Annotated in this window: 14 protein-coding genes; 6 read left to right on the top strand and 8 right to left on the bottom strand. The window is 64.0% G+C overall.

Going from position 1 to position 12,602, the window contains the following annotated elements; translation table 11 throughout:
* Positions 1–137 precede the first annotated feature (137 nt).
* Positions 138–1,016, top strand: coding sequence for a LysR substrate-binding domain-containing protein (locus APH27_RS24875; RefSeq protein WP_027919831.1), 879 nt, complete (start codon positions 138–140; stop codon positions 1,014–1,016).
* Positions 1,017–1,169: 153 nt separating this feature from the next.
* Here APH27_RS24875 and APH27_RS24870 read toward each other — a convergent pair whose 3' ends face one another.
* Positions 1,170–2,387, bottom strand: coding sequence for an amidohydrolase family protein (locus tag APH27_RS24870; RefSeq protein WP_060486167.1), 1,218 nt, complete (start codon positions 2,385–2,387; stop codon positions 1,170–1,172).
* 284 nt (positions 2,388–2,671) lie between these two features.
* On the opposite strand from APH27_RS24870, the gene APH27_RS24865 reads away from it, so the two are divergent.
* Both APH27_RS24865 and APH27_RS24860 read left to right on the top strand, forming a co-directional pair.
* Positions 2,672–3,826: an MFS transporter gene (locus tag APH27_RS24865; protein ID WP_060486166.1), complete on the top strand. Its 1,155-nt coding sequence runs from the start codon at positions 2,672–2,674 to the stop codon at positions 3,824–3,826.
* Between the two features lie 129 nt (positions 3,827–3,955).
* Entirely contained in the window at positions 3,956–4,336 is a 381-nt protein-coding gene (locus APH27_RS24860; protein ID WP_256250719.1) for an NUDIX domain-containing protein, read from the top strand.
* Positions 4,337–4,384: 48 nt separating this feature from the next.
* Here the strand turns inward: APH27_RS24860 and APH27_RS24855 are convergent, their stop codons facing one another.
* From APH27_RS24855 to APH27_RS24840, 4 genes are all read right to left on the bottom strand, one after another.
* On the bottom strand, positions 4,385–4,570 hold the full coding sequence (locus APH27_RS24855; protein WP_060486164.1) for a hypothetical protein: 186 nt from the start codon (positions 4,568–4,570) through the stop codon (positions 4,385–4,387).
* Between the two features lie 299 nt (positions 4,571–4,869).
* Entirely contained in the window at positions 4,870–5,643 is a 774-nt protein-coding gene (locus APH27_RS24850; RefSeq protein WP_060486168.1) for a helix-turn-helix transcriptional regulator, read from the bottom strand.
* Between the two features lie 34 nt (positions 5,644–5,677).
* Positions 5,678–6,913, bottom strand: coding sequence for an MFS transporter (locus APH27_RS24845; RefSeq protein WP_027919837.1), 1,236 nt, complete (start codon positions 6,911–6,913; stop codon positions 5,678–5,680).
* 109 nt (positions 6,914–7,022) lie between these two features.
* Positions 7,023–8,072: an NAD(P)-dependent alcohol dehydrogenase gene (locus APH27_RS24840; RefSeq protein WP_060486163.1), complete on the bottom strand. Its 1,050-nt coding sequence runs from the start codon at positions 8,070–8,072 to the stop codon at positions 7,023–7,025.
* A gap of 367 nt (positions 8,073–8,439) precedes the next feature.
* On the opposite strand from APH27_RS24840, the gene APH27_RS24835 reads away from it, so the two are divergent.
* Positions 8,440–8,727 (top strand): DUF3303 domain-containing protein, encoded by a 288-nt coding sequence (locus tag APH27_RS24835; protein WP_027919839.1) that lies wholly within the window; start codon positions 8,440–8,442, stop codon positions 8,725–8,727.
* Positions 8,728–8,736: 9 nt separating this feature from the next.
* On the opposite strand, the gene APH27_RS24830 is transcribed toward APH27_RS24835, so the two are convergent.
* Positions 8,737–8,973: a hypothetical protein gene (locus APH27_RS24830; protein ID WP_027919840.1), complete on the bottom strand. Its 237-nt coding sequence runs from the start codon at positions 8,971–8,973 to the stop codon at positions 8,737–8,739.
* Positions 8,966–9,745 carry a VacJ family lipoprotein gene (locus APH27_RS24825; RefSeq protein WP_060486162.1) on the bottom strand — a complete coding sequence of 260 codons (780 nt, stop codon included), beginning with the start codon at positions 9,743–9,745 and terminating at the stop codon, positions 8,966–8,968. The genes APH27_RS24830 and APH27_RS24825 overlap by 8 nt, the downstream gene beginning before the upstream one ends.
* A 167-nt stretch (positions 9,746–9,912) precedes the next feature.
* On the opposite strand from APH27_RS24825, the gene APH27_RS24820 reads away from it, so the two are divergent.
* Both APH27_RS24820 and APH27_RS24815 read left to right on the top strand, forming a co-directional pair.
* Positions 9,913–10,623 carry a response regulator gene (locus APH27_RS24820; protein WP_027919842.1) on the top strand — a complete coding sequence of 237 codons (711 nt, stop codon included), beginning with the start codon at positions 9,913–9,915 and terminating at the stop codon, positions 10,621–10,623.
* The gene (locus APH27_RS24815) at positions 10,620–11,975 is read left to right on the top strand and encodes an ATP-binding protein (protein WP_060486161.1); all 1,356 of its coding nucleotides are present in this window, start codon (positions 10,620–10,622) and stop codon (positions 11,973–11,975) included. Before APH27_RS24820 ends, APH27_RS24815 begins: the two co-directional genes overlap by 4 nt.
* On the opposite strand, the gene APH27_RS24810 is transcribed toward APH27_RS24815, so the two are convergent.
* Positions 11,976–12,440 (bottom strand): nuclear transport factor 2 family protein, encoded by a 465-nt coding sequence (locus APH27_RS24810; RefSeq protein ID WP_060486160.1) that lies wholly within the window; start codon positions 12,438–12,440, stop codon positions 11,976–11,978.
* Positions 12,441–12,602 lie beyond the last annotated feature (162 nt).

Here is a 12,602-nt window from a genome sequence, read left to right as displayed (position 1 = left end):
CCAGGGAGGGGCAAAGAAAGGCCCAAGTCTACTGCACTGGGGCTTGCCCCGTGACAACAGCCACCAATAAGCGCTTCCCCGTGGCTCAGCTTCAGGCATCATGCACCCGAGCCCCACTCGAAAGCCGACCCTTGCCAATGACCGACAGCACCAAATCCAACCGCGCCATCTATGACCTGGACATGCTCCGCGCCGTGGTCATGGTGGCCGACTGTGGCAGCTTTACCACCGCTGCCGCGCGCCTGCATTCCACCCAGTCCACGGTCAGCCAGAAGGTGCGCCGGCTGGAGGAAATGGTCGGCCATCAGCTGCTCGACCGCAGCAACCGCGAGGTGCACCCGACCGACGCCGGTGAAACCCTGTTGCGCTATGCGCGGCATCTGCTCACGGTGAGCAACCAGCTGAGCGAAGCGATGTCGGGTGGGGTTTCGGTCACGGTGCGTATCGGCCTGCCGGACGACTTTGTTGCGGGCAAGACGATGCAGGCGCTGGCAGCGTTCAACCGGCTCAACCCGACGGTCAAGCTGGAGATCACCGGTGGCCTGAGCCGTGACCTGATGAGCACCTACGACAGGGGCGAACTGGACCTGGTGCTGGTCAAGCAGCGGCGCCACAGCCGCGAGGCCAACGCTTGCCAGCCGGAGCGTATCGAGTGGATCGACAGCGCGCAGTACCCCAGCTTCGCCCAGGACCCGATCCCGCTGGTGACCTTTCCGCCGCGTGGTCTGTACCGCGATGACATGATCAGCGCGGTCGAGGCCATGGGCCGTAGTTGGCGCATTGGCTTCACCAGTTCGAGCCTGGCGGGTATCCAGGCGGCGGTGGCCAATGGCTTGGGCGTCAGCCTGTTGCCGTCGCGGGTGGTGACGCCTGGGCATCGGGTGCTCGGGGCAGAGGAGGGGTTCAAGCCGATTCGGGTGTTCGAGGCGGCGATCTTCCATCGGCCCACGGCGGACCCGATGGTCAAGGAATTGGCCGAGATCCTGATTGGCATCCTGCGCGCCGAAGCTGAGTAAGAGCCCGCGTTTGGTGTAGGAGCGGCCTTGTGTCGCGATAGGGCTGCTCAGCAACCCCTGTAATTCATGCATGTGCGCTGAAATCTTGGGGCTGCTGCGCAGCCCTTTCGCGACACAAGGCCGCTCCTACAAGCGCTCGCGTTAGCGAGCCGATTAGCGACGCAGCTCGGTGGCGAACTGCGCGGCCTTCAGTTGCAGCTGTGCAGGCCCGCCCCAGAACGCGCCATGGCGCACGATCACCCGTTCGTGGATGGCTGCGGCCACGGCCGCGGCAGCATTGGGCGCCTTGAACAGCACGAAGCTGGCTTCGTTACCCACCTGCAACCCGTAATCCTGCTTGCCCATTACCCCGGCACTGGCCACGGTCGCCATCTCCAGTGCTACCCGTAGTTCCTCGTCGGTATTGAAACCCGAGCGGTAGCTGACCAGCATCGCCCGTTGCAGCATGTCGCCGTTGCCATAGGGCCACCAGGCGTCCTGGATGTTGTCGTTGCCGGTGAACACCCGCACGCCACCGGCGCGCAGGCGCAGCACGGGCGGGAAGGCGTGTTCGCCGGGGGCATTGGTCATGATCGACACGCCGGCACAGGCCAGCATTTCAGCGCAGCGGTCGACCACCGCGTCGCTGACGTCGCCCAGGCCATAAGCATGGCTGACCGCCACCAGGCCTTGCATGCCCAGCGCCTGGGTGCGGGTGGCGATGCGTTCGAGCTGGGCGATGCAGATATCGCCTGGTTCGTGCAGGTGGATGTCGGCCTTCACGCCATGCCGGTCGGCAATGCCGAAAACGATATCAAGCTGGGCGTCGGCATCGCCGTCCAGGGTGGTCGGGTCGATGCCGCCGACGACCTGCACGCCTTCACGTACGGCAGCTTCCATCACCTCAGCGGTGCCGGGGCAGGTCACCACCCCGGCCTGCGGGAAGGCCACCAGCTCGATGTCGATCAGGTCTTTCCATTTTTCACGGGCCTCGAGCATGGCGTGCAGGTTGGTCAGGCCGGTGGTGGCGTCGACGTCCACGTGGCAGCGCATGGCCAAGGTGCCGAAGGAGGCGGCCTGGCGCATCAGCGCATCGGCGCGCTCGACAATCGGCGGGGCGCTGGCAAGCTCGCGCTTTTCCACGGCCAGCCGTTCGCGCAGGCTGGCGACCGGCTGGTGCGGGCGCCAGCGGTCGCCGACGAAACTCTTGTCCAGGTGGATGTGGCCGTCGACGAAGCCGGGCAGCGCCAGCAGGCCTTCGAGGTCGATGGTCTCGGCGGCGGCGATGCCCGCGCGTTGCGGGCCGATGTGGCTGATGCGGCCGTTGCGCACGGCGATGTTCAGGGGCTGGCCATCGGCATCGATGGCATTGATGAACTCACGGTCGTTCATGATGGGGGCCTTTTTTTCCGAGGCTTGGGTAGCGTCATACGGTAGGGAGGATCCAGCCCCCTCACAAATTAATTATCAGGATCGACCACAGTGCATTTCTTGATGCAGGCAACGGCCACTGGCCTGCATTAAAAAGTCCACTGAAGTCGATTCCGATAATTAACTTTCAAAGCCTTCGGTCTCGGCCCAGGATGGCCTTCGTGACCGGCCCGGCCGCCTGCTACGGCGCTTTCGGGGCGGGCCAACACCCACAATAAAAACAAATGCCGTGTCGGAGTCCTCCCATGATCAATGATTCCAAGCTGCTGCGTGCCGCCTTGATTTTCATTGCCTGTACCTCATTCATCGTCTGTGGTGTGCAACCCATTTTCATGGGTTTGGTCACCGAGCAGCTGAGCCTGTCACTCGACCAGCAGGGCTGGGTGGTGTCGGTCGAGATGATTGGCATGACCCTGGGCACCTTGCTGTGCCCGATCCTGATGAAGCGCCACGGTGGGCGCAGCCTGTGCCTGTGGTTTGGCGCGCTGTGCGTGGCCCTGAGCATTGCCACGGCCTTCGCCAGCAGCAACACGCTGATGCTGGTCGTACGCCTGGCGGCCGGCACCTGTGCGGGGCTGGTGTATGCCTATGCGGTCTCGACGCTGGGCCGTTTGCCCAACCAGGACCGTTCGTTCGGCCTGATGCTGCTCCTGCAGACGCCAGAGTACTCGCTGTTTTCCGCAGCGTTGCCGATGCTCGCAGCACAGAGCGGGACGGTGACCGCGTTGTGCGCGTTCGGCCTGTGGTACCTGCTGATCTGCGGCGCCAGCCTGGTGTTGCCGCGTCGCCCGACGGTGTCGCTGGCAAGCGGCGAGGGCTCTTCGGCCCAAGGTGGCTCGGCGCGCACGGGGCGCACGGCGCTGGTGGGCATGCTGTTCATGCAGATCGCCATCTATTGCGTGTGGGGCTTCATCGACCAGCTGGCGCGTGACCAGGGCATCGACGCTGTCGATATCGGCTGGGCGTTTGGCCTGTCGGCCATTGGTGGCTTGCCTGGGGCCGGGCTGCCGAGCCTGCTGGGGGCGCGGGTCAACCGCCAGCTGATGATCGCGCTGGGGCTGATTGCCGTGTTCATCTCCATTGCCATGCTCACTGGCCACGCCCGCACGCCGATGCAGTTGTTTGTGGCGTTGCTGCTGATCAACTTTGGCTGGGTGCTGTCGTTGTCGTACTACATGGCGCTCATCACCACCAACGACCCGACCGGCAAGCTCACGCCGCTGGTCAGCATTACCCTGATGGGGGCGGCGGCGGTGACCCCGGCGCTGATCGCCCTGCTGGTGGAGGGCTCCAACCAGCAACTGATCTTCCTGTTGGGCACCGGGGCGCTGGTGATTGCCTTTGCCGTGACCTGCCTGGGGGCGGGCAGCAGGGAACTGCGCCGCAAGGCTGCGATCTGAACTGCAGTCTGAACCAGCCCGTGCGGGTGATGGTCATTCAATAGACACATTACCCCCCTACAGTCGGGACAGGAGCCTTGCCCGGCTCCAGCCCGGCCAACCTGATGGGAACGCGCGCGCATGAAGGCAATGGACACTGCAACAGCCAGACGCAAAGGTATCAAGCTTCGCGCCACGGTGATCTACCGCAGGGATGGCGAGGTGCTGTTCGTACGCAAGCGCAATGCCAAATGGAACCTGCCTGGCGGTACGGTGGAGCGTGATGAAACGCCGTTGGAGGCAGCGCACCGCGAGATGGCCGAAGAAACCGGCCTGGCGTTCGACGAGCTGCGCTACATCGCCGCGTTCAGGGAGGAGAAGGTCATCCACTACCTGTTCGAAGCCCGCAAGGCCGCAGCCAAGCCGCGCCCTGGCAACGAAATCGAGGCTTGCCGCTGGATCAAGCCAAAGGCGGTATCGAAGCGCCGGGTCAGGCGCCCGATCAAGACCATTCTCAAGCGCTGCGCTTGAGCGGGCGCCCTGGCAAGAACGCCCCGCGCTGACGGGGCGTTTGCCTTTCTACTGCAGCGTCGGCGGTTTGGCCGCCGCGGGCAATGCAGCCACTACGGATTCGATCCGCGTAATTTCACACGCCAGCCGCTCGGCTTCCTTGTGCTTGCCTTGGGCCTTCAAGCGGTCCCGCTCGCGGCGCAGGTTGAGCAAATGCTTCTGCAAGGCCAGGCCAGATCTTTTGTATTGATCCATGTTTCTCTCATGCCATTGGCGTCCGTGCCGTTGTAGGAAAAACGGACCGTAGCAGCCATAAAATCCTGCGGAAACTGAGGTTTCATACAGGAATGGGCCGATATCGCGATTCTGCCTACAGTGCTCGGGTGAAACGTCCTACAAATTGCCTCGCTAGCTGTTTCAACTCATGTACATCAAATACCCCTCGGATGCCCGGATTTGCTGAGGGTTGCGCGGTGGCACCCCGCTCACACGGACAGGCGATGCAGCCACGGTAAATTCGCCCGTAGCTGAAACGTTATGTAGCAATGTTCAGGTCACTTGAAGAACTGACTGGGGGTAATGCCGAACTGGCGCTTGAACATGCTGGCGAACGCGCTGGGGCTGTCATACCCCAGCGTGCCCGCCACATCGATGATGCGCTGGCCCAGGGCGATGCGTTCCAGTGCTTGCATCAGCCGCGCCTGCTGGCGCCACTGGCCGAAGGTCATGCCGGTTTCCTTGCGGAACAGGCGCTGGATGGTCTTCTCGTCGATGCCCAGGTGCGCGCCCCAGTCGGCCAGGGTCGAGGTGTCGTGTGGCCGCTCGTGCAAGGCCGAGCAGATGGCCCGCAGGCGTGCGTCGCTGGGATGCAGCAGTTTCAGCGGCAGGGTCGGCAGCACGCAGATCTCATCGAGGATCAGGCGCATGACCCGCGCCTCACGCGAGTCCTCGACAAAAGGCCCCGCGAAGTCGACCGATGCCTTGATCAGTTCGCTGAGCAGCGGCGAAATGCTGATGGCCTTGCTCTGCTGCGGCAGGCCAGCTGCCGCATCGGGGCGCACGAACACGCTGCGCATCTTCACGTCACCGACGCAGCGAATGGCATGCACCTGCCCGCAGGGCATCCAGATGCCGCGGCTGGGGGGCACGGTCCAGCGTTCGGCCTCGGATTCGACCAGCATCAGGCCCTTGATGGCGTAGATCAGCTGGTGCTTGGCATGCGAGTGGGGGGCGATGAACCAGTCCGGCGGGTAGTCGGTTGCCCGGCTGCCCACCTCCCAGGTCCATTCATCGACCTCTGTCAGCAATTCGTGCTGGGGTTTGACCATGATGCTCTCGTACAGTCCGACAAGCGCGGCCATCTTAGCAGCAGCGGGTAGGCCGCGCCTTCGAACGGGTTGCCGGCAGCAGTGCGGTGGCAAGGCCCAGCAGCGGCAGGAACGAAATCACCTTGTACACCCACTCGATGCCATGCAGGTCGGCCAGTTCACCAAGGCCCGCAGCGCCGATGCCGCTGATGCCGAACATCAAGCCGAACATCACCCCCGACACCATGCCGACGCGGCCGGGCACCGCCTCTTGGGCGTACACCACCAGCGCAGCGAAGGCCGATGACATCACCAGGCCGATGGCCACTGCCAGTACGGCGGTCCAGGCCAGGTTGGCGTAGGGCAGGGCAAGGGCGAACGGCGCTACACCGAGGAAGGAGATCCAGATCACCGCCTTGCGCCCGATGCGGTCACCCACTGGCCCACCGGCAAAAGTGCCCAGGGCCACGGCGGCGAGGAACACGAACAGGTACAGCTGGCTTTGCTGCACGCTCAGGCCGAAGTGTTCGATCAGGTAGAAGGTGAAGTAGTTGGTGAACGACGCGATGTAGACGAACTTGGCAAACATCAACACGGCGATCACGCCTACGGCACGCCACATGGCGCCTTTCGACAACCCAGGCGCCTGTTGCCCGGCCAGGCCTTTGAGCTGAGTCTGGCCGTGGCGGATGGTCCAGCCGGTGACACGCAGCAAGACGAATATGGCCAGGCCGGCAGCCAGCATGAACCAGGCAATGGCTGGCTGGCCGTGGGGGATGACGATGGCGGCGGTCAGCAGCGGGCCGATCGCGGAACCTGTGTTGCCGCCGACCTGGAAGGTCGACTGCGCGGTGCCGAAGCGCCCGCCGGAGGCCATGCGCGCCACCCGCGAGGCTTCCGGGTGGAAGGTCGCCGAACCGATGCCGACCACGGCAGCGGCGAACAGCAGCATCTCGTAACTGTTGGCGAAGGCGAGCAGGGCGATGCCGACCAGGGTGAACAGCATGCCGGTAGGCAGCAGGTAGGGCATGGGGCGTTTGTCGGTGTACATGCCGACCCAGGGCTGCAGCAGCGAGGCGGTCACCTGGTAGATCAGGGCGATCCAGCCGATCTGGGCGAAACTCAGCGAGAAGTCGCTCTTGAGCATCGGGTAGATCGACGGCAGCACAGCCTGGATCAGGTCGTTGAGCAGGTGGGCGAAGGCGGCGGCGCCGACAATACGGACCAGAAAGCCCTGGGGTTGGTCAGCAGGGGTGGCGGACGGGGCCAAGGTGGCGGCAGGAGTCGTCATGGGCGTGGCTCTTTTTCGAGTGATGGCAAGGCATTGCCCGAAGGAGGTTATCCAGCCGGGCAATGCCTGTCTCACGCCGAACAGGCACTCACTGTCGCGTTTCGGACATTCAATCGGCCAAGGTAGAGTTGTCGATCACGAAGCGGTACTTCACATCACCCTTGAGCATGCGCTCGTAGCTCTCGTTGATCTGATCGGCGCGGATCAGTTCGATATCGGCGACGATCCCATGCTCGGCGCAGAAGTCGAGCATTTCCTGGGTTTCGGCAATGCCGCCGATCATCGACCCGGCGATCGCCCGGCGCTTCATGATCAGGTTGAACACGTTCGGTGACGGGTGTGCCGTGGCCGGTGCGCCCACCAGGCCGAGGGTGCCGTCGCGCTTGAGCAGCACCAGGAACGCATCCAGCTCATGGGGCGCCGCCACGGTGTTGAGGATGAAGTCGAACGACAGCTGGTGCCTGGCCATTGCCTGGGCATCGCGTGATACCACAACCTCATCGGCCCCCAGCGCCAAGGCAGCTTCGCGCTTGGATTCGGACGTGGTGAAGGCGACCACGTGCGCGCCCATGGCATGGGCCAGCTTGATGCCCATATGGCCGAGACCACCGATGCCGACCACGCCGACGTTCTTGCCCGGCCCGGCGCCCCAGTGGCGCAGGGGCGAGTAAGTGGTGATGCCAGCGCACAGCAACGGGGCCACGGCTGCCAGCTGGGCCTGCGGGTGGCGCACGCGCAGGACGTAGCGCTGGTGCACCACGATCTGCTGCGAGTAGCCACCCAGGGTCCAGCCCGGTTCGTCGGCGGTGGTGAAGTTGTAGGTGCCGATCATGCCGTTGCAGTAGTTCTCCAGGCCTGCGTCGCAGTCGGCGCAGTGCTTGCAACTGTCGACGATACAGCCCACACCGACCAGGTCGCCGGGCTTGAAGCCGGTCACCTCGGCGCCGACGGCCGTGACCCGGCCAACGATTTCGTGGCCTGGCACGCAGGGAAACTGGGTGCCTTCCCACTCGGAACGCACCTGGTGCAGGTCGGAGTGGCAGATACCGCAGTAGTCGATCGCGATCTGCACATCGGCGGCGCCGGGTGCGCGGCGTGTGATGCGGATCGGCTCCAGAGGGCGGTCGCTGGCGTGGGCGCCGTAGGCGATGACGTGCATGGGGAGGTCCTCGTTTGCGGGGGCGGATGTGCAGCATGTGCGACCACCCTCGTGCAGAGGTAACTCGATCCGGCCGACGGATTGCCTGATTCTGCTGTTGCCTGTACCGGCCTCTTCGCGGGCAAGCCCGCTCCCACAAAGGTTGCGCAACCTTGGAGATTGAGCAGGACAGTTGTTTGTACAGGTGGTGCTCGATCAATGTGGGAGCGGGTTCACCCGCGAAGAGGCCGGTACAGCTTCCGACAATCAGCCAGGCACTCGACGGTTCATCCTGCTATGCCTAATCATGGCGCATTCACCCGCTCCAGGCCCCGGCGCCCCCGGAGCGCGTGTTTGGCACAGGTGCCGAGCCACTGGGAGGTGCCACATGCTTTTCATCATTCAATGGAGCATTGCCCCGGAAAACCGCAACGCCGTCATGGCCCGCTTCGCCAAGACCGGCGGCGTGCCGCCCGCCGAGCTGAAGGTCCATGGTCGTTGGCATGCGGTCGGCGAACTGCAGGGCTTTGCCGTGGTTGAAAGCAATGACCTGCAGCCGGTGTTGCACTGGACGCTGGACTGGAGTGACCTGATGCACATGCAGGTCTGCCCGGCGATGACCGATACAGAGCTGGCCCCGATACTTGCGGCCGCAGTGAGCAAGATGACGCACTGAGCAACGTCATCAGGATGGCTGGGGTGTCGTGCCTTCTCTGGCCATCCACTTGAGCAAGGCAGCGATCGGTACGCGGCGATGCACTTCGTGGCGCTGGGCGTCGCCCTCATCGCCATAGCGCTCCCGATAACGGCTGACAATCAGTTCGCGCCCATCCGCCGAGACGCGGGCTTCGAGTTCGTGCAACAGCACCGGCTGTTCGGCCCCGCTTTCCACGCGGCGGAACAGTGAAACAGCCTCATTCACCGGCATGCCCTCCCTGGCAGTGGTCCGGGCGCTTGCCGGGTGCACCGAGCTTGCCTTCGGCCACCCGGTTGGCGCGCTGTTGCGCGGTGTAATCGCGCAGGGCCCGGTAGTCATCTGGCTGGGTGCGCAGTTTGTCGGTCAGCGGCAACGCCTGCGCGCGGCCATCCACCACGCCACCGGCCAAGGCCACGGTGTTCAAGGTTTCGACCGTATCACTGTTGTCGCCGAACGGGTCCACCGCCAGGCCTAATACCCGGCCAGTCGCATCGCGCAGGTTGTGTGTGCCCAGCAGCGGCAGCTCGACGATCGGGCCATCGGCGATGTTCCACACGCCGAAGGTCTGGCCGAAGTCCGACTCATGGCGGGCAAGCCCCATCTTGCCGGAAACATCGATCAGGCCGGCCACGCCGAGGGTGGTGTTGAAGATGAAGCGGCTTAGGCTGGTCATCGCCCGTTCGCCATTACCTTGCAGCACGTCGTTGACGAATACCTTTGGCTCACCGAAGTTTGCGGCGAAGTTATGCACGCCTTGCTGGGCGAAGTTCGGCAAGGCGGTGTAGCCACGGGCGACCGGCGCCAGCAGGTAGTCGTCGACGCTGCGGTTGAAGGCGAACACGGCGCGGTTGGCGGGTTCGGCCGGGTCGCTGAGCTGATGGGCGACAGGGCCGCAGGCACTGGCCGGCGGGCGCTGGCTGCAGCCGCTGGCGGCAAGCAGCGACAAGGCCAGGACAGTGTTGCGGGCAGATGACCAGGCAGCAGAAGAGGTGGGCATAGGCACATTCCTGTGAAGAAGTGACGCCGATGCTGAGGGGGATTGATTGCCTGGGAATGTCCGGATTATCTCGTGTCTGACACTTTGTTTCTGGGTTGAAATATATGACTGCAGCCCGGAGATGGCCTTACAGTAAGTACTCATTGCCTTTGTTCGCGGTACCTTGTGTGAGCCATTTGCTGATTGTTGACGATGATGTTGAAGTACTCGACCTGCTGCAGAAGTTTCTCCGTCAGCACGGCTATGAGGTCGATGTGGCGCGCGATGGCAGGGGACTCTGGCAAGCCCTGGAGCGGCGGGTGCCTGACCTGGTGATTCTCGATGTGATGCTGCCGGGCGACAGTGGCCTGGTGCTGTGCCAACGTTTGCGCGCCGAGCACAAGGTGGCGGTGATCATGCTCACGGCCATGGCAGAGCTGAGCGATCGCGTGGTCGGCCTGGAGCTGGGGGCAGATGATTACCTGACCAAACCATTTGCTGCCCGCGAGCTGCTGGCGCGGGTGCGAGCGGTGTTGCGTCGGGTAAGTGAAGCACCGGTCGGCGGGGCCGCTAACCCATGCACGGTGCTGGCGTTTTCTGGCTGGCAACTGGATGTGCTGCGGCGTGAGCTGCGTTCGCCAGAGCAGGTCATGATTCCGCTTTCCAACGGTGAGTTCGAGCTGCTGCTGGTGTTTGCCGAGCACCCGCAGCGGGTGCTCAGCCGCCAGCAATTGCTGGACCTGGCCCGGGGTGAAGCCTACGAGGCCTATGACCGCAGCATCGACGTCCAGGTCAGTCGGCTGCGCCGCAAGCTGGAGGGTGAGGCAGGCACTCAACCGCTGATCCGCACCGTGCGCAACGTCGGCTACCTGTTCACTGCCAGCGTGGTCAGGCGATGAGCCTGCTGAGCAGGCTGCGCAAGGCCCTGCCGCGGCCACGGATCACCATCGCCCGCTGGATAGCCCTGACCACCCTGACGGCGATGCTCATCCTGCTGCTGCTCAAAGTGCTGTTCAGCCTGCTGCTGAGCGCGTGGGCGCAGCCGCCGTTGCTGGAAAGCGGGGTCATCGAAAAGGTCGCTACCGTGACCCGCATTCTTGATGCCACGCCAGTCGCGCAGCGTGCCAGCATCGCCAGTGCGGCGGGTGACGGGTCCTACACCGTGCAATGGTTGCGCAGCCATGACGAAGCCGGTGTGCCAGTGCTGGTCGATGCCGACTTTCGCCAGGGCACGCCCACGCTGCGCGCATTACTGAAACGGCCTGATGCACGAATTCAGGCCTACGAGCCGTCCGATCTGCCCGAGTACTCACCGGCGCGCGGTTACGCCCTGATGATCGAACTGAGCGACAAGAGCTGGGTGCTGTATCGCGCCACAGACCGCAGCTGGGGGCTGGACGAACTGCCGCGCACCCTGATCATCCTCGCCTTGATGCTGGCGTCCAGCCTGCTGGTCGCGCTGTTCGCCACACGCTATCTGGCCCGCCCGCTCGAGCGCTTCGCCGAAGGCGCGCGCCGTTTTGGCAAGGATTTCAACGCCCCGCCGATCCCGGTGGTCGGCCCCCATGATCTGCGCCAGGCAATACTCGCCTTCAATGCCACCCAGGCGCAGCTCAGGCACTTCGTGAATGACCGCACACAGATGCTGGCGGCGATTTCCCACGATCTGCGTGCGCCCTTGACGCGCATGCGCCTGCGCGGCGAGTTCATAGAGGACGGCGAATTGCAGGCCAGGCTGTTCAGGGATGTTGACGACATGCAGGCAATGGTCGATGCCGCGCTGGAGTTCTTCCGCGATGATGCGCGGCTTGAGCAAACCACGGCGTTCGACCTGGCTGAGATGCTGCAAACAGTGGTGGACGACTTCAAGGACGCGGGCATCAAGGTTGCTCTCGATGCACCGCGACGCTGCGTGTATGTCGGGCGGCCGGTGGGTATCAAGCGGGTGCTGGTGAACCTGGTCGACAACGCGGTCAAGTATGGCCTGGCGCCTGAGCTGCGGCTGGCGGTCACTGCCGAGCAACTGGAAATCACCGTGCTGGATCGCGGTCCGGGTATTGCGCCGCAATTGCAGGAGCGGGTATTCGCGCCATTTTTCCGCATAGAGGGTTCGCGTAATCGCGACACCGGTGGCGTCGGGCTTGGCTTGCCGGCGGTGCGCGCGATTGTGCTGGAGCAGGGAGGCAGCGTGACCCTGGCCAATCGCCTGGGCGGCGGGCTGGAGGTCAAGGTCACTTTGCCTGTGGGCTGATCAGAGTCCCAGGTCGCTCAGCCCCGGGTGGTCGTCCGGGCGCCGGCCGAGCGGCCAGCGGAACTTGCGCTCTGCTTCAGTGATAGGGTGTTCGTTGATGCTGGAAAAGCGGTTCTGCATCAAGCCATCTTCGGCGAACTCCCAGTTCTCGTTGCCATAGGCTCGGAACCACTGGCCGCTGTCGTCGTGGTATTCGTAGGCATAGCGCACGGCGATACGGTTGCCGGTGAAGGCCCACAGCTCCTTGATCAGGCGGTACTCCAGTTCATGGTTCCACTTGCGGGTCAGAAACGCCTCGACCTCGGCGCGGCCGCGGGGGAACTCGACGCGATTGCGCCAGGCGGTATCGACGGTATAGGCCAGTGCGACTTTGGCAGGGTCGCGGCTGTTCCAGCCGTCTTCGGCGAGGCGGACCTTCTGGATGGCGGTTTCGCGGGTGAAGGGAGGCAGTGGAGGGCGGGGCATCGGGGTGTCTCCTGGGGGCGGGTTGGCAGGGAGTAGCGTAGTACTCGCTGGCGTGCCCGAGAATCGGTGTGCTGGGCATTTCATTATTGCGTTGGGTGGAACAGTGGGCGGGGTTTCAAGCGTATGTCTTTAGGCTTATGGCGCCTGTGAGATCGAGCGCCG

The sequence above is a fragment of the Pseudomonas sp. NBRC 111123 genome, assembly GCF_001320205.1.
GTDB classification, from domain to species: domain Bacteria; phylum Pseudomonadota; class Gammaproteobacteria; order Pseudomonadales; family Pseudomonadaceae; genus Aquipseudomonas; species Aquipseudomonas putida_J.
The sequence above is the reverse complement of the archived record's forward strand: the minus strand, read 5'-3'. Positions and strand labels throughout refer to the sequence as shown.

Coding starts and splice junctions, on each gene's coding strand:
- APH27_RS24865 (WP_060486166.1), top strand. CDS start 2,672: ATGATCAATGATTCCAAGCTGCTGCGTGCCGCCTTGATTTTCATTGCC.
- APH27_RS24835 (WP_027919839.1), top strand. CDS start 8,440: ATGCTTTTCATCATTCAATGGAGCATTGCCCCGGAAAACCGCAACGCC.
- APH27_RS24860 (WP_256250719.1), top strand. CDS start 3,956: ATGGACACTGCAACAGCCAGACGCAAAGGTATCAAGCTTCGCGCCACG.
- APH27_RS24825 (WP_060486162.1), bottom strand. CDS start 9,745: ATGCCCACCTCTTCTGCTGCCTGGTCATCTGCCCGCAACACTGTCCTG.
- APH27_RS24815 (WP_060486161.1), top strand. CDS start 10,620: ATGAGCCTGCTGAGCAGGCTGCGCAAGGCCCTGCCGCGGCCACGGATC.
- APH27_RS24855 (WP_060486164.1), bottom strand. CDS start 4,570: ATGGATCAATACAAAAGATCTGGCCTGGCCTTGCAGAAGCATTTGCTC.
- APH27_RS24850 (WP_060486168.1), bottom strand. CDS start 5,643: ATGGTCAAACCCCAGCACGAATTGCTGACAGAGGTCGATGAATGGACC.
- APH27_RS24840 (WP_060486163.1), bottom strand. CDS start 8,072: ATGCACGTCATCGCCTACGGCGCCCACGCCAGCGACCGCCCTCTGGAG.
- APH27_RS24810 (WP_060486160.1), bottom strand. CDS start 12,440: ATGCCCCGCCCTCCACTGCCTCCCTTCACCCGCGAAACCGCCATCCAG.
- APH27_RS24875 (WP_027919831.1), top strand. CDS start 138: ATGACCGACAGCACCAAATCCAACCGCGCCATCTATGACCTGGACATG.
- APH27_RS24845 (WP_027919837.1), bottom strand. CDS start 6,913: ATGACGACTCCTGCCGCCACCTTGGCCCCGTCCGCCACCCCTGCTGAC.
- APH27_RS24870 (WP_060486167.1), bottom strand. CDS start 2,387: ATGAACGACCGTGAGTTCATCAATGCCATCGATGCCGATGGCCAGCCC.